The sequence below is a fragment of the Streptomyces musisoli genome, from assembly GCF_016741855.1.
Classification (GTDB): domain Bacteria; phylum Actinomycetota; class Actinomycetes; order Streptomycetales; family Streptomycetaceae; genus Streptomyces; species Streptomyces musisoli.
On sequence record NZ_JAERRH010000004.1, the window covers coordinates 50,389 to 67,854 of the forward strand.

15 protein-coding genes and 1 pseudogene are annotated in these 17,466 nt (G+C 71.7%); 11 read left to right on the forward strand and 5 right to left on the reverse strand.

Going from position 1 to position 17,466, the window contains the following annotated elements:
* Positions 1-31: 31 nt before the first annotated feature.
* The gene (locus tag JK361_RS12785) at positions 32-922 is read right to left on the reverse strand and encodes a LysR family transcriptional regulator (RefSeq protein WP_201816316.1); all 891 of its coding nucleotides are present in this window, start codon (positions 920-922) and stop codon (positions 32-34) included.
* 79 nt (positions 923-1,001) lie between these two features.
* Here JK361_RS12785 and JK361_RS12790 point away from each other — a divergent pair, with 79 nt between their 5' ends.
* Both JK361_RS12790 and JK361_RS12795 read left to right on the forward strand, forming a co-directional pair.
* Positions 1,002-1,928, forward strand: a complete 927-nt coding sequence (locus JK361_RS12790) for an EamA family transporter (RefSeq protein WP_201816319.1) — start codon at positions 1,002-1,004, stop codon at positions 1,926-1,928.
* Complete coding sequence (locus tag JK361_RS12795) at positions 1,925-2,581, forward strand: NAD(P)-dependent oxidoreductase (RefSeq protein WP_236052903.1); 657 nt, start codon at positions 1,925-1,927, stop codon at positions 2,579-2,581. The genes JK361_RS12790 and JK361_RS12795 overlap by 4 nt, the downstream gene beginning before the upstream one ends.
* 72 nt (positions 2,582-2,653) lie before the next feature.
* Here JK361_RS12795 and JK361_RS12800 read toward each other — a convergent pair whose 3' ends face one another.
* Positions 2,654-3,481, reverse strand: a complete 828-nt coding sequence (locus JK361_RS12800) for an oxidoreductase (RefSeq protein ID WP_201816346.1) — start codon at positions 3,479-3,481, stop codon at positions 2,654-2,656.
* Between the two features lie 94 nt (positions 3,482-3,575).
* Here JK361_RS12800 and JK361_RS12805 point away from each other — a divergent pair, with 94 nt between their 5' ends.
* On the forward strand, positions 3,576-4,028 hold the full coding sequence (locus tag JK361_RS12805; RefSeq protein WP_201816348.1) for a MerR family transcriptional regulator: 453 nt from the start codon (positions 3,576-3,578) through the stop codon (positions 4,026-4,028).
* Between the two features lie 144 nt (positions 4,029-4,172).
* Here JK361_RS12805 and JK361_RS12810 read toward each other — a convergent pair whose 3' ends face one another.
* Entirely contained in the window at positions 4,173-4,610 is a 438-nt protein-coding gene (locus JK361_RS12810; protein ID WP_010353923.1) for a hypothetical protein, read from the reverse strand.
* A 515-nt stretch (positions 4,611-5,125) separates the two neighbouring features.
* Here JK361_RS12810 and hemL point away from each other — a divergent pair.
* The 8 genes and pseudogenes from hemL to JK361_RS12850 all read left to right on the forward strand — a co-directional run.
* Positions 5,126-6,442, forward strand: coding sequence for a glutamate-1-semialdehyde 2,1-aminomutase (gene hemL, locus JK361_RS12815; protein WP_201816350.1), 1,317 nt, complete (start codon positions 5,126-5,128; stop codon positions 6,440-6,442).
* Positions 6,442-7,137: a histidine phosphatase family protein gene (locus JK361_RS12820; RefSeq protein WP_201816352.1), complete on the forward strand. Its 696-nt coding sequence runs from the start codon at positions 6,442-6,444 to the stop codon at positions 7,135-7,137. Before hemL ends, JK361_RS12820 begins: the two co-directional genes overlap by 1 nt.
* Positions 7,138-7,304: 167 nt before the next feature.
* Positions 7,305-8,594 carry a polysaccharide deacetylase family protein gene (locus tag JK361_RS12825; RefSeq protein ID WP_201816354.1) on the forward strand — a complete coding sequence of 430 codons (1,290 nt, stop codon included), beginning with the start codon at positions 7,305-7,307 and terminating at the stop codon, positions 8,592-8,594.
* Between the two features lie 119 nt (positions 8,595-8,713).
* The gene (locus JK361_RS12830; RefSeq protein WP_201816357.1) at positions 8,714-9,304 is read left to right on the forward strand and encodes a TlpA family protein disulfide reductase; all 591 of its coding nucleotides are present in this window, start codon (positions 8,714-8,716) and stop codon (positions 9,302-9,304) included.
* 1 nt (position 9,305) lies between these two features.
* A complete protein-coding gene (locus JK361_RS12835) occupies positions 9,306-10,085 on the forward strand; it encodes a cytochrome c biogenesis CcdA family protein (RefSeq protein ID WP_201816359.1) in 780 nt (259 codons plus the stop codon).
* A gap of 3 nt (positions 10,086-10,088) precedes the next feature.
* Positions 10,089-11,810, forward strand: coding sequence for a cytochrome c biogenesis protein ResB (gene resB, locus JK361_RS12840; RefSeq protein ID WP_201816361.1), 1,722 nt, complete (start codon positions 10,089-10,091; stop codon positions 11,808-11,810).
* On the forward strand, positions 11,807-12,919 hold the full coding sequence (gene ccsB, locus JK361_RS12845; RefSeq protein ID WP_201816364.1) for a c-type cytochrome biogenesis protein CcsB: 1,113 nt from the start codon (positions 11,807-11,809) through the stop codon (positions 12,917-12,919). Before resB ends, ccsB begins: the two co-directional genes overlap by 4 nt.
* A gap of 167 nt (positions 12,920-13,086) precedes the next feature.
* A pseudogene (locus JK361_RS12850) lies at positions 13,087-13,470 on the forward strand (SRPBCC domain-containing protein); the annotation flags it as partial.
* Between the two features lie 309 nt (positions 13,471-13,779).
* On the opposite strand, the gene JK361_RS12855 reads toward JK361_RS12850, so the two are convergent.
* Together JK361_RS12855 and JK361_RS12860 are read right to left on the reverse strand one after the other, a co-directional pair.
* Complete coding sequence (locus tag JK361_RS12855; protein ID WP_201816366.1) at positions 13,780-15,342, reverse strand: ABC transporter substrate-binding protein; 1,563 nt, start codon at positions 15,340-15,342, stop codon at positions 13,780-13,782.
* Positions 15,342-17,459: a hypothetical protein gene (locus JK361_RS12860; RefSeq protein ID WP_201816369.1), complete on the reverse strand. Its 2,118-nt coding sequence runs from the start codon at positions 17,457-17,459 to the stop codon at positions 15,342-15,344. Before JK361_RS12860 ends, JK361_RS12855 begins: the two co-directional genes overlap by 1 nt.
* Between the last annotated feature and the right edge of the window lie 7 nt (positions 17,460-17,466).

Below are 17,466 nucleotides of genomic sequence, written 5' to 3' on the forward strand. Positions count from 1 at the left end.
CCGGACCCGCTCCGCGCGGCGTCCACGGCGGCTACCCCCGCGGGCGCACCCCGAGGACGTCGAGCATGGCCCGGGTGGCCGGGCTGGGGTTGAAGCGGCTCCACGCCAGGTATTCGACGCGGTGCGGCCCGTCGACCACCGGGACCAGCGCCAGCGCGGGATCCTCGGCGGCCAGCGGCCGGACGAACGCCGAGGGCAGCAGCGCGACGCCGAGCCCGCGCGCGATCAGCCGGGTGATCAGCTCGACCACACCGGCCTCGTACGCGACATCGCGGACAAGGCCCGCCGCGGCGAACGCCTGGTCCGACTGGGCCCGGCCGGGCGTACCCGCCACGAAGTCCACGAACGTCTCCTCGGCGATCTCCCGCAGCGTCACCCGGGACGCCCCGGCCAGCCGGTGCCCGGCCGGCACGGCCAGCACATGCTCGTCGTGATCGAGCACCACGCCCTCCACCCCCTGGGGCCGCTCGTCCTCCGGCAGCCCGAGGAAGGCGATGTCCAGGTCGCCGTCGCGGATCGCCGCCGCCAGTTCGTCACTGCGCCCGGACCGGAGCATCACGCGGACCTCCGGATGCCGGGCGCGGTACCGCTGCAACAGCTCCGGTACGTCCACGGCGTCGGCGGTCACGATCACGCCGACGGCGAGCCGGCCGCGTACCACGCCGGCCGCCGCGGACGCGTCGGCCACCGCACGGTCGGCGGCGGCCAGACACTCGCGTGCGCCCACCACGAACGCGGCCCCGGCGCTGGTCGGTTCGACGCGCCGGCTGGTCCGCGCGAACAGCCGCACCCCCAACTCCCGCTCCAGGGCGGCGATCCGGTGACTGAGCGAGGACTGCACCACGGCGCAGCGCTCGGCGGCGCGGGTGAAGTTACGGGTCTCGGCGACGGCGACGACGTACCGCATCTGCTGAAGATCCACGGCATCCATGTTCCTCATTCATGGCTGCGATGACAATCATGCGTTGGTTTCATGGCCGCCGCGGCTGAGACTTCCTCACATGCCCGCCACCCCGACCCGCAACCCGCCGGCCCCGCCACGGGCGCCGTCCGCACACCGGGCGGCGACCGTCGCGCTGACCGCGCTCGCCCCCGCCGCATGGGGCACGACCTACGTCGTCACCACCGAACTCCTCCCGCCCGGCCACCCGCTGTTCGCCGGCCTCGTGCGCGCCCTGCCCGCCGGGCTGCTCGGCCTGGCGCTCACCCGCGCCCTCCCGCACGGGGACTGGTGGTGGAAGACCGCCGTCCTGGGCGCGCTCAACATCGGCGCCCTGTTCCCGCTGCTGTTCCTGGCGGCCGAACGCCTCCCCGGCGGGGTCGCCGCCACCCTGGGCGCCGGCCAGCCGCTATTGGTCGCCGCCCTGGCCATTCCGGTGCTCCGCGACCGGCCGACCGCCTGGCGCTGGGCCTGGGGCGTGCTCGGCGTGGCCGGCGTCGGACTCGTCGTACTCGGCCCGAAGGCCCGTCTGGACACCGTCGGCGTACTCGCCGGCCTCGGCGGCACGGCGGCCATGGCAGCCGGCGTCGTCCTCACCAAGCGCTGGGGCCGCCCGGCGGGCGCGGGCCCCCTCACCCTGGCCGCCTGGCAGCTCACGGCCGGCGGACTGCTCCTGCTCCCGTCGGCCCTGGCGGTCGAGGGGGTGCCGCACCGGATCGACGCCGGGGCCGCGGCCGGCTACCTGTGGCTCGGCAGCATGGGCGGCCTGATCGCCTACACGCTCTGGTTCCGCGGCATAGCCGACCTCCCGGTCGGCGCCTCGGCCCCCCTCGTCCTCCTCTCCCCGCTGGTCGCCACGGTCATCGGCACGGCCATGGGCGAATCCCTGAGCCCGCCCCAGGCGCTCGGCTTCGTCCTGGCGCTGGCGGCGATGCTGGCGGCCCAGCTGAATCCACCGAAGACTGCGACGAAGGAACTGATCCGATGAAGGACGGCATGACGATCGCGGTGCTCGGCGCCACCGGAATGGTGGGCGGCCGGGTGATCACGGAAGCCACCGCGCGCGGACACCGGGTCGTGGCCCTGTCCCGCAAGCCGGCGGACGAGACCCCCGGCGTGACCCCGGTACCGGTGGACGCGACCGATCCGCGGGCCGTGCGCGAGGCGCTGTCCGGCTCCGGGGCGGAGGCGGTCGTCCTGGCCGTGCGCACCCAGCCGGTGGACGAGGACTTCCTGCTGGGCGTCACCCGGACCGTGCTGGACACCGCCGCACACCTCGGCATCCGCGTCCTGGTGGTGGGCGGCGCCGGCGCCCTGCGCAGCCCCGGCGCCCCCGGCCTCCTGGTGGCCGACGACCCCGCCTACGTGCCGGCCGAGTGGCGGCCGGTCGCCGAGGCGGGAGTGGCCCAGCTGCGGACCTGCCGCGACCACCCCCACACCGACTGGGTCTACCTGAGCCCGCCGGCCCTCCTCGAACCGGGCCCCCGCACCGCCCGCTACCACCGCGGCACGGACACCCTGCTCACCACGGCCGCCGGCCGCTCGTGGATCAGCGCGGAGGACCTGGCCGTGGCGGTCCTGGACGAACTGGAGACCCCGGGCCGGGACCACCACATCACGGCCGTCCACGCCGAGAACTGACGCGCGCCGGGAGCGGGACGCCGGTGCGGACCCCCCGCGGTGCCGGGCCCGGGCCCGGCACCGCACCGGGACTCAGACAGCGGTGGAGAGCGCCACATGGCGCCACCGGTCGAGTTCGCGTCGCACCAGATCCAGCTTCGCCTCGACGCGCTCGACCGCGTCCGTGCCCAGCTGGAGGCGCAGCGGGGGCTCGGCGGCCTCGGTGATGTCGGCGATGGCTGCGGCCGCCTTCACCGGATCCCCCGGCTGGCGGCCGTCGTTCAGGGCCAGCGCCTCGCGCACCGGTCCCGCGCCGGCGGTGTAGTCGATGATGGAGGCCGGTTCGACGCGGATGCTCGAGCCGCCCAGGAAACCGGTGCGAAGGCCGCCCGGCTCCACGATCGTGACGTGGACGCCGAGCGGTGCCAGCTCGCCGTGCAGGGCCTCGGAGATGCCCTCGAGGGCGAATTTCGACGCGCCGTACAGGCCCACGGCCGGAGCGGTGGCGAAGCCGCCCACGGAGCCGATGTTCAGGACATGTCCGGACCGCTGGGCACGCAACGTCGGCAGGGTCGCCCGCAACGTGTTGAGCACACCGAACACGTTGACGTCGAACAGGTCCCGGGCGGCCTTGTCGGAGATCTCCTCGATCGCGCCCACGAGGCCGTAACCGGCGTTGTTCACCACGATGTCGATCCGGCCGAACTCCGCCAGGCCGGCCTCCACCGCGGCCGTCAGCTGCTCCGGTTCGGTCACGTCCGCGGTCACCGCCAGCAGTCCCTCCGGCTTCTCCGGATACGCCCCAAGAATCGCCGACACGTCCCTCGCCGTGGCGATCACGCTGTGGCCCCGGCCCAGCGCCTCACGGGTGATCTCCGCGCCGAGCCCACGCGATGCACCGGTGACAAACCAAACGCTCATGATCCCCTACATTCCGATCGCCCGACTGGCCAACGGCTCGACGCTAAAAGCTAGAGTCGTATCTAGATCAATGGCTGTGTGACGGGGGTCACTCATGGACCTGAGCATCGGTGAGGTGGCGGAACGCAGTGGGCTGAGCGTTCACGCACTGCGGTTCTACGAGCGGGAGGGCCTGTTCGCCAACCCGGTGCGGCGCCTGCCCAACGGCCGCCGGATCTATCACGAGGAAGATCTGGAGTGGCTGGCGATCTGCACGAAGCTGCGCTCCTCCGGCATGTCACTGGCGATGATCCGGCAGTACGTCGAGCTGGTGCGCCAGGGCCCGGGCAACGAACTTGAGCGGCTGGAGCTGCTGCGCCGGCACGAGAGCGATGTGGAGGCGCAGATCGGGGAGTTGCGGGAGGCCTTGGACGTGATGCGGCACAAGGTGCGGATCTACGAGGACCATGTCGCCCGCGGTGAGGCCGACCGGCTCTGGAATCCGTCCCACCGGGATGCCGCCCGGACCGGCCCCCACCAGGAGTGCCGCCCGTCCGAGGGTGCGTGATCACCCGTCCGCAGCCGGCTCGCGACTCCTTCGCGGAGACGGTCCCCCGGACACCGGCCCGACCCGGCGTACCAGCGCCTTCGGGGCGACGGCTTCGCCGGGTTCACATCCGCTGCCGTCACGCGGCTCCGGCTTGCCGGTCGCTCAGGGCCACACCAGGCAATAAGGCTGATGCCCCGCCTCGTGCAGCCGGTGCGAGAAGTCCTGCCACTCGTGGAGCAGCTGGTAGACGTTGAACGCGTCCCGTGGGCCGCCTCGGTCCGGGACCGTGGACCAGATGAAGGCAGCCGCACCGACCGCCTCCTCGCCGATGTCGCGCAGCGGGTCGACGACCGTCATGGGGAGTTTGACGACCGCGTAGTCGGGATGCAGGACGACCAGCTCCAGGGGCGGCACCTTGTGCAGGGGGACGCCCTCGATGCCGGTCAGCACCATCGCGGCCATCGTCTCCGGCTTGATCTTGGTGAACATGCCGTTCATGCCCAGCTCGTCGCCGCCGAGTTCCTCGGGACGCATCGAGATGGGGACACGGGCCGCGGTCGCGCCGTCCGGCGCGCCGAAGTATTTGTACGTCACCCCCACCCGACCACCATTCCTGCTCCCCGCCCGGAGGCGGTCGGCGCGTAGCCCCTGCGTCTCACGGGCGTCAGCCTGATGCGTGTCCCTCTGACATGCTTCGGTCGCTTCCTCCGCTTCGCGCCGGTGCCTTCCCCGCCGGGCACGTCGAGGACCCAGGTCATCAGTCCCCTCGCCCAGTCCGCCACCGCGATGCATATCTCCACCCGACTGCTTTTCTAGGACGCGTGGCCCCCGCCGCGCAACCCGATCATCGTGTCAGTGACCTCCCCCACGGCCGCCCGCCGAAACGTGCGGTGGAACAACAGTCCACGAGGATCTTCCGGCCCCTGATCATCCGGCTCTGTTGATTACGTGCGTACGAGCTTTGTGTATCAGGTGTCAGTCTCGCAGATGCCCGCCGGATGACAGCGCTTTGATCTTGAGGTCGTCGGCGGTCCGGCCGGGCCGCGGCCTACCCTGAGGAGGTCACCCCGCAACCGGAGTCCGAGAAGCCGGAGAAGCCGCACGTCATGAGTGCCATGAGCGAAACGCCCTATCCCTACGACGCGCCAGCCTCACAGGCGCTCTTCGACCGCGCCTCCGTCGTCACCCCGGGTGGAGTGAACTCCCCGGTGCGCGCCTTCCGCGCCGTCGGCGGCACCCCCCGCTTCATGGTGTCGGGCAAGGGGCCCTACCTCACCGACGCCGACGGGCGGGAGTACGTCGACCTCGTGTGCTCCTGGGGGCCCATGATCCTCGGGCACTCCCACCCCGAGGTCCTCGCCGCCGTCCAGGAGGCCGTCGCCCGCGGTACGTCCTTCGGCACGCCCGGCGAGGGCGAGGTGCAGCTCGCCGAGGAGATCGTCGCCCGCGTCGAACCCGTGGAGCAGGTGCGGCTCGTCAGCAGCGGCACCGAGGCGACCATGTCCGCCATCCGGCTCGCCCGCGGCTTCACCCGGCGCTCCAAGGTGATCAAGTTCGCCGGGTGCTACCACGGGCACGTCGACTCGCTGCTCGCCGCGGCCGGGTCCGGCGTCGCCACGTTCGCGCTGCCCGACACCCCCGGCGTCACCGGCGCCCAGGCGGGCGACACGATCGTGCTGCCGTACAACGACCTGGAGGCCGTGCAGGAGGCCTTCCACCGGCACCCCGGTGAGATCGCGTGCGTGATCACCGAGGCCTCGCCCGGCAACATGGGCGTCGTGCCGCCGGACCCCGGCTTCAACCAGGGCCTGAAGGACGCCTGCGGCAAGAACGGCGCCCTCTTCATCTCCGACGAGGTCATGACCGGGTTCCGTACCAGCCGGGCCGGCTGGTACGGCGTGGAGGGCGTCAAGCCGGACCTCATGACCTTCGGGAAGGTCATGGGCGGCGGTTTCCCCGCCGCCGCCTTCGGCGGCCGCGCCGACGTGATGGCCCATCTCGCGCCCGCCGGTCCCGTGTACCAGGCCGGCACCCTCTCCGGCAATCCCGTCGCCACCGCCGCCGGTCTCGCCCAGCTGCGGCTGCTCGACGACGCCGCGTACGACACCGTCGACGCCGTCTCCGCGCAGATCCAGGGCCTCGTGACCGAGGCGCTGTCCAAGGAGGGCGTCGCGCACCGGCTCCAGACCGCCTCGAACATGTTCTCCGTGTTCTTCACGGACCGGCAGGTGCGCACCTACGAGGACGCCAAGCGGCAGGAGTCGTACCGCTTCACCGCGTTCTTCCACTCGTTGCTGGCGAACGGCGTCTACCTGCCGCCGTCGTCCTTCGAGTCCTGGTTCGTGTCCACGGCCCATGACGAGCGGGCCATCCAGAAGATCGCCGACGCCCTTCCGGCGGCGGCCCGGGCGGCTGCGGAGGCCACGGCGTAATGAGCCACGACAAGGACATCACCGTCGTCCACCTCATGCGGCACGGCGAGGTCGAGAACCCGGACGGGATCCTGTACGGGCGGCTGCCCGGCTACCACCTGTCCGAGCTGGGCCGGCAGATGGCCGAGCGGGTCGCCGAGCACCTCGCCTCGCGGGACGTGACCCACGTCTGCGCCTCCCCGCTGGAGCGCGCGCAGGAGACCGCCACCCCGATCGCCAAGGTCCACGGGCTGGACCTCGACACCGACGAGCGGCTGATCGAGGCCGACAACGTCTTCCAGGGCAAGACGTTCGGCGTCGGGGACGGCGCGCTGCGCAATCCGGACAACTGGAAGCACCTCGTCAACCCGTTCCGGCCGTCCTGGGGCGAGCCGTACGTGGACCAGGTCGTGCGGATGATGGGCGCGCTGAACGCGGCCAGGGACCGGGCGCGCGGGCACGAGGCGGTGCTGGTCAGCCATCAGCTGCCGATCTGGATCGTGCGGTCGTACGTCGAGCGCCGCCGGCTGTGGCACGACCCGCGCAAGCGGCAGTGCACCCTCGCCTCCCTGACGACTTTCACATATCAGGGCGACAGGATCGTGTCCGTGGGCTATAGCGAGCCCGCCATCGACCTCGTCCCGGTCCATCTGCGCGCCGGTGCCAAGCCCCAGAAGGGCAAGGGCACGGCCCAGGGGAAGGCCTTCGGGGCCTGACCGGTCGTCACCGGCGGCCCTGACCGGCCGTTACGGGCAGTCCGTTTACGGTGGCTTGGCGCGCCTTCGCGGCGTTCATTACGAAAAGCACACAAATCCACGGAACCTCCCCGATCGTCCCGCCCTCTGTCTGGGTGACCAGCAGGAAGCGACGATCGGGGATTTCCATGCGCACCTACTCGCGGACCCTCTCCCGGAGGGGAGTACTCGGCCTCGGCGCGGGCGCGGCCGCCGCCTCGCTCGCCGGCTGCGGAAGCCTCACGTCCTCGGACGGCAAGGGGCACGGGAACGGTTCCGGCGGCGGCAGGTCCGGGCGTGACGGCGGGAGCGGTGCGCACCCGGCGCGGCCCATCGGCGACGGCTCCACCTCCTTCACCGGCAGGCAGCCGCACCAGCCGGCCAAGCCCGAGCGGCTGGAGCCGGGACAGACCCCGCCGCAGTTCGTGATCTTCTCCTGGGACGGCGCCGGCGAGGTCGGCAACGGCCTCTTCCCGCGCTTCCTGGACCTGGCCAAGGAGCACGGCGCGAGCATGACCTTCTTCCTCTCGGGGCTGTATCTGCTGCCCGAGTCGAAGAAGCGGCTCTACGCGCCCCCGAACAACCCGCGCGGCGCCTCCGACATCGGCTACCTCAGTGACCCGCACATCAAGGCCACGCTGAAGAACGTGCGCCGGGCCTGGCTGGAGGGGCACGAGATCGGCACCCACTTCAACGGGCACTTCTGCGCGGGCACCGGCACGGTCGGCAACTGGACCCCGCAGCAGTGGGGCAGCGAGATCCAGCAGGCCAAGGCGTTCGTGAAGGAGTGGCGGACCAACTCCGGCTGGACCGATCTGCCGTCGCTGCCGTTCGACTACGACAAGGAGCTGGTCGGCGGCCGTACGCCGTGTCTGCTCGGCCAGAACAACCTGCTGCCCAAGGCCCGCGAGCTGGGCTGGCGCTACGACGCCTCCTCGCCGGGCGGCCGTCAGGTCTGGCCGGAGAAGCGCATGGGGATATGGGACCTGCCCCTCCAGCAGATACCTTTCCCCGGACGTTCCTTCGAGGTCCTGTCCATGGACTACAACATGCTCGCCAACCAGTCGGTCAACTCGACCAAGGCGCCCTCGTACAACTACCCGGGCTGGCGCAAGCAGTCCGCGCAGGCGTACATCCAGGGATTCCAGCGGGCATACGAGACAAACCGGGCACCGTTCTTCATCGGCAACCACTTCGAGCAGTGGAACGGCGGCATCTACATGGACGCCGTCGAGGAGGCCTTCAAGCACATCGCGCGCGAGAAGGAGAAGGGCGCCGACGTACGGCTGGTCTCCTTCCGGCAGTTCGTGGACTGGATGGACGTCCAGAAGCCCGAGGTGCTGGCCAAGCTGCGCACGCTCGGCGTCGGACAGCGGCCGGCCGGGGACTGGAAGCAGTTCCTGCGGGACACGAAATCGGCTTCCTCGGACGCGGCCTGAGCCGGCCGGCGCCGGGACGGATGCCGGAAATGTCCCAAGTAAATACGCCCTGAAATGCGGTTTTCCGCCCGGCAGGGGGGTGGGCGAAATCCCCGGAACAGGCATGCGAAACTTTTCACATGAGTACCCGTAGCCGCGCCGTCCTGCTCACCGCTGTGGCCGCCACCGCGGCCCTGACCCTGTCCGGGTGCGGCAAGGGCGGCATCTCCGGCGGCGGTGGCGACACCCACTTCGTCACCGGCGACAACGGCATCGACACCGTCCCGGCCGGCAAGCGCGCCGCGGCCCCGGACCTGTCCGGCAAGACCATCGACGGCAAGTCCCTCGACGTCGCCGACTACAAGGGCAAGGTCGTCGTCATCAACGTCTGGGGCTCTTGGTGCGGACCGTGCCGGGGCGAGGCCCGGTACTTCGCCGAGGTCTCCAAGCGGTACGAGGGCAAGGGCGTCCAGTTCGTCGGCATCAACACCCGGGACTCCAGCACCACCCCCGCGGTCGCCTTCGAGAAGGAGCACGGCGTCGAGTACCCGAGCCTGTACGATCCCACGGGCAAGCTGATGCTCCGCTTCAAGAAGGGCACGCTCAACCCGCAGCTCGTCCCCTCGACACTCGTCATCGACCGGCACGGCAAGGTCGCCTCGCGGGCCCTGGAGGCGCTCGACGACAAGGGCCTGCAAGACATGATCAAGCCGGTCCTCGCGGAGAAGTGACGTGAGCGCACTGCTGACGCTGGCCGCGGAGACGGGGCCGGGACGCAACCAGACCGTCCTGCACGGAGCCCTGCTGGTCGCCCTGCCGATCTCGCTGCTCGCCGGGCTCGTCTCCTTCTTCTCGCCCTGCGTGCTGCCGCTGGTCCCCGGCTACCTCTCCTATGTGACGGGCGTCGCGGGCACCGACCTGGCCGAGGCCAAACGCGGGCGGATGATCGCCGGCGCCTCCCTGTTCGTGCTCGGCTTCAGCGCCGTGTTCGTCTCCACCGGCGCGCTGTTCGGCTACTTCGGCTCCAACCTGCTCGAGTACCAGGAGACCCTGTCCCGGGTACTCGGCCTGCTCATGATCGCCATGGGCGTGTTCTTCATGGGGCTGATGCCCTGGTTCACCATGCGCGAGTTCCGCTTCCACAAGCGGCCGACGGGCGGCCTGCTGGGCGCGCCCGTCCTCGGCGCCCTCTTCGGCGTCGGCTGGACGCCCTGCATGGGCCCGACGCTCTCCTCGGTGAACTTCCTCTCCTTCCAGGAGTCCAGCGCCGCGCGCGGTTCGCTGTTGATGGTCGTCTACTGCCTCGGTCTCGGTGTGCCCTTCGTCATCACCGCGATCGCCTTCCGCAAGGCCCTCGGTGCCTTCGCCTGGGTCAAGCGTCACTATGTGTGGGTGATGCGCATCGGCGGCTCGATGATGATCGTGACCGGTGTGCTGCTGCTGACCGGCGCCTGGAGCGGCCTGATCCAGCAGATGCAGACCTGGTCCGACGGCTTCAATGTGGGGATCTGACCGATGAGCAAGACCGACACCGACAACAGCCGGGAGCAGGAGGACCTGGGAGCGGCCGGTTCCCAGCTGTCCACCGCCCCGCGGGAGGAACCGGCGAACCTGCCGGGCCTCGGTGTCATCGGCTGGACACGCTGGTTCTGGCGGCAGCTGACCTCCATGCGGGTCGCCCTGCTGCTGCTCCTGCTGCTCTCGCTCGGCGCGATCCCCGGCTCGCTGATCCCGCAGACCGGCGCGGACGCGGGCAAGGTCGAGGACTTCCGCGCCGCCCACACGACGCTGGCGCCGGTCTACGACAAGCTCGGCCTGTTCCACGTGTACAGCTCGGTGTGGTTCTCGGCGATCTACATCCTGCTGTTCGTCTCCCTCATCGGCTGCATCGTGCCGCGCACCTGGCAGTTCGTCGGCCAGCTGCGCGGCCGTCCGCCGGCCGCGCCCAAGCGGCTGACCCGGCTGCCCGCGTACACGACCTGGCGTACGGAGGCCGACCCGGAGCAGGTCCGCGAGGCCGCGCTCGCGCTGCTGAAGAAGCGCCGCTTCCGGGCCCATGCCGCCGGTGACGCCGTCGCCGCCGAGAAGGGCTATCTGCGCGAGCTGGGCAACCTGGCCTTCCACGTCGCCCTGATCGTGCTGCTGGTCGCCTTCGCCTCCGGCCAGCTGTACAAGTCGGACGGCACCAAGCTGATGGTGGAGGGCGACGGCTTCTCGAACGCGCTGCCGATGTACGACGACTTCAAGTCCGGCAGCCTGTTCCAGACCGACGACCTGGTCCCGTTCAGCTTCGACCTGACGGACTTCCGGGGCACCTACGAGGTCAGCGGCCCGAACAAGGGCACCCCGCGCACCTACGAGGCGAAGATCAAGTACAGCGAGGGCGCCTACGGCAAGGAGAAGGCGACCACCGTCAAGGTCAACGAGCCGCTGAAGATCGACGACGCCAAGGTCTACCTCGTCAGTCACGGCTACGCGCCCGTCATCACCGTCCGGGACGGCAAGGGCAAGGTCGTGTACCGCGACGCCGTGCCGCTGCTGCCGCTCGACGGCAACGTCACCTCGCAGGGCGTCGTCAAGGTCATGGACGGCTACCGCGACGCCAAGGGCGCGAAGGACCAGCTCGGCATCAAGGCCTTCTTCCTGCCGACCTACGGCGGGCCCGGCATGGAGATCGCCTCGGCTTTCCCCGCGCTGCTGAACCCGATGCTGAACCTGGAGCCCTACCACGGCGACCTCGGCGTCGACTCGGGTCTTCCGCAGAGCGTGTACCAGCTCGACAAGACCCACATGAAGGACTTCAAGGACGCCAAGGGCGCGCAGCTGAGGGTGAACCTCCAGCCCGGCGAGACCATGAAGCTGCCGGACGGCGCCGGGACCGTGACCTTCGAGAAGAACATCAAGGAATGGGCCGGCTTCGAGATCGTCCAGGAGCGGGGCAGCGGCTGGGCGCTCGGCGGTGCGGTCACCGCGATCTTCGGGCTCGCCGGGTCCCTGTTCATCCAGCGCCGCCGTGTGTGGGTGCGCGCGGTGCGTGGTGCCGACGGCGTCACGGTCGTCGAGATGGCCGGGCTCGGCCGCAGCGAATCCGCGAAGGTGCCCGAGGAACTGGGCGTCCTCGCCGGACACCTCTACGACCGGGCGCCGGGCGCCCCCGACTCCGGTGCCGCCTCCGACGCCGACCCCGCAGAAACCCCCGACCCTCAAGTCGTACCTGCCGAAGGGGCTGAGAAGTGACTCTCGCCGCCGCCACCAACGAACATCTCGCGAGCCTCAGCAACACGCTGATCTACTCGTCGATGGCCGTCTACACCCTGGCCTTCTTCGCCTACATCGCCGAGTGGCTGTTCGGCAGCCGCAGCAAGGTCGCCCGTACGGCCGCCGCGCTCACCGCCGACGCCGCGCGGACGGCGAGCGCGCCCGCCGTCACGGTGAAGCAGGCGGGGGGCACCACCGTGCTGGAGCGGCCCAAGGTCGTCGTCCGCTCGGCGTCCGGTGCCCGGGACGTGCCGGACGGCCCCGGCGCGCACGGCGGTGACGAGCAGGGCGACCTCTACGGGCGGATCGCCGTCTCTCTCACCGTGCTCGCGTTCCTGGTGGAGCTGGGCGGTGTCGTCACCCGCGCGGCCTCCGTGCAGCGGGCGCCGTGGGGCAACATGTACGAGTTCAACATCACCTTCTCCACGGTCGCCGTCGGCGTGTACCTGGGGCTGCTGGTCCTGCGGAAGAACGTGCGCTGGCTCGGGCTGTTCCTGATCACGACGGTCCTGCTCGACCTGGGGCTCGCGGTCACCGTCCTCTACACGGCCAGCGACCAGCTGGTGCCGGCCCTGCACTCGTACTGGCTGTACATCCACGTCTCCACCGCGATCTTCTGCGGCGCGGTGTTCTACGTCGGCGCGGTCGCCACGGTCCTGTACCTGTTCAAGGACTCTTACGAGAACAAGCTCCAGACCGGCGGCAAGCCCGGCCGGTTCGCGTCCTCGGTGCTGGAGCGGCTGCCCGCCTCCGCCTCCCTGGACAAGTTCGCCTACCGGGTGAACGCGGCCGTCTTCCCGCTGTGGACGTTCACGATCATCGCGGGCGCGATCTGGGCGGGCGACGCCTGGGGCCGGTACTGGAACTGGGACCCGAAGGAGACCTGGTCCTTCATCACCTGGATCGCCTACGCCTGCTACCTGCACGCGCGGGCCACGGCCGGCTGGAAGGGCCGCAAGGCCGCCTACCTGGCGATGATCGCGTTCGCCTGCTGGCTGTTCAACTACTACGGCGTCAACATCTTCGTGAGCGGCAAGCACTCGTACGCCGATGTCGGCCTGGGCGTGCTCCGGACCGCCGGGTTCTGATCCCCGTACGGCGAAGGCCGGTTTCCCGTGACCGCGAGTCATGGGGAACCGGCCTTCGCCGTGCCGGCCGGGAGCGGCGTGGACCGGGCCGACGGGCCGGGGCCGACGGGCCGGGGGAGCGCCGGCAACCGCGTGCGCATCCCCGGCCCCGGGGGCAGGCTGGTGACATGAGGGGTTCCATCGCACAGGGCACCAGTCAGACCCACGGGAACACGCACATCCTGCACTTCGTGGTGCGGATCCCGCGGCGCATGGAGGACCTCTGGCCGGCGGTGTCCACGCCGGAGGGGCTGGCGGCCTGGTTCACCGCCGCCGAGGTGCTCGAACCCCGGCTCGGCGGTGCGGTCACCCTGCACGGCCTGGGCGGCGGGGAGGTCACCGCGTGGGATGTGGACCGGGTCGCGGAGTACACGGTGGAAGGCGGCGGCCGGATCCGTTTCCACCTGGAGCGGGACAGCGAGGGCGGCACTGCGCTCCGCTTCACGCACGAGTTCCAGGGCGAGGAGGAGGTGGAGCAGCGCTGGCGGACCCGCTTCGAACGCTTGATCGAAATCACGGAGTCCCCGGAGGGCCTCCCGAAACCCGAGCCCGCGCCGCCCACCGAGCCCGCGCCGCCCGCGCCGCCCACCGAGCCCGCGCCGTCCGCGCCGTCCGCGCCGCCCGCCGGGCCCGGAGCGTCGTCCGAGCCCGTCGAGCCCCTTCCCGGACAGTTCACCTAGTGACCTGAGTCAGAGATTCCTCGTCAGATCGGCGGCCACCAGCCGGATGCTGTGCGGCTGCCCGGCCCGGCCTGCTGGCCTCCGGCCGCTGGCACGCCGGGCAGCTCGCGAGAACTACCCGAAAATCTCCGACTCAGGTCACTAGGGGCGGTTCGCCTGGGACGGTGGCAGGCACTCCTTCCCCGGCGGCTTCCCCTCCGGCCAGGCGATCCGCACGAACCGGGAGCCGCCCTCGGGGGTCAGCTCCACGATCGGCACCGCCTTGTCGTACGGGTTGCCGTGCACGTCCAGACAGATCCAGCCGCTCGCCCCGTTCACCCGCAGCGAGCCCTTGACCTGCGGCCACTGCAGGCCGACGTCCGTGAGCGCCGGAACGGTCCGGTCGGCCGGCACCGCCTCGCGGATGCCGTGCACCGCGAGCTGCACGGTGTCGTAGCCGATGATCAGCTGCCCGTCGTCCAGGGCGGTCGAGCCGATCGGCCCCACCGGCTCCCGGGCCGCGTCGGTCAGCAGCTGCCGCAGCGTCGCGAAGTCCGCCGCCGAACCGCCCGTCGGCCTCGGATCCTTCGTCCAGGCGTCCGGATGGGCGAGCGAGGTGTAGCGGACGGAGAGGTTGTGCCGCAGCGCGCTGCGGTCCAGGTCCTTCTCGTGGGTCAGGTACGAGGCCTCGTCACCGGTCAGCAGCGTGAACTTACGGTCCTGGCAGCCGCGTCCGCCCAGGGCGTTGATGAACTGGCGCAGCTGGGTGTGCCGGCCCGCGAACAGGATCGTGTCCGTCTCCTTGGAGGTGTCGCACACCAGGTGCGTGATCTGCCGGAACGTGTTCGCGGTCGTGCCCTCCTCGCTGCGGTCGTCGGGCGGCGTGAACGGCTGCGGCTCGTACGGCGAGCCCTTGATCAGCGCCGCGAACGACTGCTGGAGGGTCCGCGTGTACGGGTCACCGGGCTTGTCGTACACCAGCAGCGCCTTGCCCGCGCCCACCTTGGCGAAGGAGGCCAGCGCGCGCGCCTCGTCGGTGTTGGTCGGCGCCACCCGGGCGAGCCCCGGGAACGGATCCTTGCCCTGCTGCCCGTTGGCGAGGTCGTCGGCGGTGATGGAGGAGCCGATCACCGGGATGCCCTGCCGGGTCAGTTCCCGGACGGCCTGCTTGTTGGCATAGGTGCTCTGCCCGATGCCCGCGACCGCCCGCAGCCGGTCCGTGCTCGCCGTCATCGCGGCCAGCTGCCCGACCGTCCGCCGCCAGTGCGCGCCGGTCGCCCCCGGGTTGGCGAGCAGCAGCCGGATCTGCGGGCGCTCCCCGTTGGAGTCGTGGTTGGCCCGGTACTGGGCCAGATAGGCGCCCTGGAGCTGGTGGCGGATGTCGTTCAGACTGGTCGGCGACGTGGAGGTGTACGGCAGCATCACCGCCACCGTCACATAGCTCCCGGGCGCCAGCCGGCCGTTCTCCCGGTCGATCGCCCGGACCACGTCCCGCAGCTGGGGCTGCCCGAAGTCGTACGGGCCGGTCGCCACGCCCACGCACTCGTCGCTGCCCTCGGGCCGGGCCACCCCGGGCCCGCAGGACCGGTCCTCGTGGAGCAGCACCCGGACCCCGAGCACCAGGCCGGCCACCAGGGCCGCCGCCACCAGCAGGGCGGTGTAGCGGCGCAGCGGGATCTCCCACACGCCCTCGCGTATCCACGTGCCCACACCCCTGCGCGCCATCACGCCTCCCCGCTCCGGTCGTCCGGGTCGTCCGGGCCGTCCGGGCCGTCCGCGTCGTCCGCGGAGCCGGGGGCGTCCATCGGGCGCCCGGCCAGCGCCGCCGCCGGCCAGTCCCGGGAGGCCCGCCACAGCAGTGCGTTGCCCGCCGGCCGCAGGTTGGACAGCTGCTCCAGCTCGAACCGGAGCCGGTCGCACACCTGCGGGTCGGGCAGCACCAGGGGGTCCGCCAGCAGCCACACCGCGTGCAGCAGCCGCCGTATCCGCAGGTGCAGTACGGCGTCCACGCCCTCCGGTACGGCCTGTCCGGCGTCCGTGCCGCCGAGCGCGACCGCGACCCGCCGGTCGGCGCGGCCGGTGAAGTCGCGGCCCTCGGCGTCGTGCGCGTGGAAGTAGGGCGCCGACGCGATGAAGCGCAGGGTGCGCAGCCAGGCCCGGGGGTCCGCGGTGGGGAAGGTGTCGCGGAGGTGGCCGACGGCCGCCCCCGTCTCCCCGAGCGCGAGTTCGTGGTGCAGCCGGTACCGGGCGTGCTCGGCCCCTGGGTAGTGGGCGATCAGCGTCTCGTGCGCGGTGCGCCAGGACGCGTGGTCGGCGTCCCGCAGATGCAGCCGGAGCAGCAACAGGGTGCGCACGAACGGGTCGCCGACGAACCGGCCCGGCACGTCGGGCAGCCCCTCCTCGGCGAGCAGCGTCTGAAGCGCCCGGACGCTCGCCGGGCCGAAGGTGTCCGGCAGCAGCGCCGCCGCCAGCGCGCAGGCCGAGCCGTGGTCGTGGGCGGCGGCCAGCACGGTCAGCTCGTCCAGGTACTCGGCCGGCGCCAGCCGCTCCAGCAGCGCCTCGTAGGCGGGCACGGTGGGCCCGTCCTCCGCGGTCCGCAACCCCGCCGTGAGGAGTTCACCCAGTGCCGACACCCCGGGCACGGCCTGTGCGGCCGACTCGGCGAGCAGCACGATGCCCAGCGGGTTCCCCCCGGTCAACCGGTGCGTGGCATGGGACAGTTGCGGCGGGACGGCGGTGTCCGCGCAGACCGCGCCGACGATGTGCAGGGTGTCGTCCGGGCTCAGCGGCGGCAGCGCGAGCACCAGCGCCCGCGAGGAGGGGGCCGTGTCCGGCGCCCAGTCGCAGCGCCGGGCCACCTCCGGCAGCTCCCGCCGCACCGCGCCCGGCAGCTCCTCGTGACCCTCCCCGCGCCGGGCCGCGACGAACGCCACCCGGTCCGCGATGCCCTCCGTGCGGTCCCGCAGCACGGCCGCCACCAGCCCCGGGCCGGGCGCCGACTGCGCGTTGTCCAGCAGCACCAGCGGCCGGCCCAGCCGCTGCATCCGCGGCAGCATCCCCGCGTAGGCCTCCGTCAGGTCGGCCAGCAGCGCCCGCACCAGATACCGCTCGGCGTGCTCGCGGGAGCTGCCGCCGTCCCGGAAGTGCTGGGACAGCAGGATCAGTCCGCGCTGGGCGTTGCCGCCCGCGTTCGGATAGGTCCGGTACCACACCGACGCCTTCTGGTGCCGGCGGCTGGTGAACCCCTCGGCGACCGACTCCAGGGTCGCCTCGATGGCGCCCGACACCAGCGGCCCGGTGCCCGTGGCGGCGGCGACCACCTTGGCCGCCACCTTCCCGGCCCAGCGCCCGGCCACCCCCCTGACCCACGAGCCGCCCTCGTTCAGCAGCAGGATCCGCTCGACCTCCCGGCGGATCCGCTCCGAGTCGGCGTCGCCCCAGCCGCCGGCGGCCACCGCGACCAGGCCCGACATCAGCCGCGGGAAGGTGATCCGCCCGGCGCCCGTGACCGGCGCGGCCAGCTGTTCGGCGATCACCAGCAGCGCCTGGCCGAGCGGCGACCAGGAGGCGGCGGGCCGGTCCGCGGGCGGAGCCCGGAACTGGTCCTCCGCGCAGTCGACCAGCGCGACCGGCGTATGCCCCCGGTAGGCCTCCCGCAGCTCGGCGAGGACCGCACTCTTACCGAGCCCGCGCGCCCCCGCGAGCACCACGAACGGAGGTTCGTCCGGATGCTCGTACGGATGTGCGCGGTGCTGGTGCGGGCGCAGGCCCACGAGCCGCGGCGCGAGCCCGGCCGGATCGACGTCTAACAGTGCTCCCCGCCCGTGCAACCGTCTGTGCACCGCATCT

What these genes read in the sequence shown, in the direction of transcription:
- JK361_RS12790 (WP_201816319.1), top strand. Translation starts at nt 1,002, where the DNA reads ATGCCCGCCACCCCGACCCGCAACCCGCCGGCCCCGCCACGGGCGCCG.
- JK361_RS12795 (WP_236052903.1), top strand. Translation starts at nt 1,925, where the DNA reads ATGAAGGACGGCATGACGATCGCGGTGCTCGGCGCCACCGGAATGGTG.
- JK361_RS12800 (WP_201816346.1), bottom strand. Translation starts at nt 3,481, where the DNA reads ATGAGCGTTTGGTTTGTCACCGGTGCATCGCGTGGGCTCGGCGCGGAG.
- JK361_RS12805 (WP_201816348.1), top strand. Translation starts at nt 3,576, where the DNA reads ATGGACCTGAGCATCGGTGAGGTGGCGGAACGCAGTGGGCTGAGCGTT.
- hemL (WP_201816350.1), top strand. Translation starts at nt 5,126, where the DNA reads ATGAGCGAAACGCCCTATCCCTACGACGCGCCAGCCTCACAGGCGCTC.
- JK361_RS12820 (WP_201816352.1), top strand. Translation starts at nt 6,442, where the DNA reads ATGAGCCACGACAAGGACATCACCGTCGTCCACCTCATGCGGCACGGC.
- JK361_RS12825 (WP_201816354.1), top strand. Translation starts at nt 7,305, where the DNA reads ATGCGCACCTACTCGCGGACCCTCTCCCGGAGGGGAGTACTCGGCCTC.
- JK361_RS12830 (WP_201816357.1), top strand. Translation starts at nt 8,714, where the DNA reads ATGAGTACCCGTAGCCGCGCCGTCCTGCTCACCGCTGTGGCCGCCACC.
- resB (WP_201816361.1), top strand. Translation starts at nt 10,089, where the DNA reads ATGAGCAAGACCGACACCGACAACAGCCGGGAGCAGGAGGACCTGGGA.
- JK361_RS12855 (WP_201816366.1), bottom strand. Translation starts at nt 15,342, where the DNA reads ATGGCGCGCAGGGGTGTGGGCACGTGGATACGCGAGGGCGTGTGGGAG.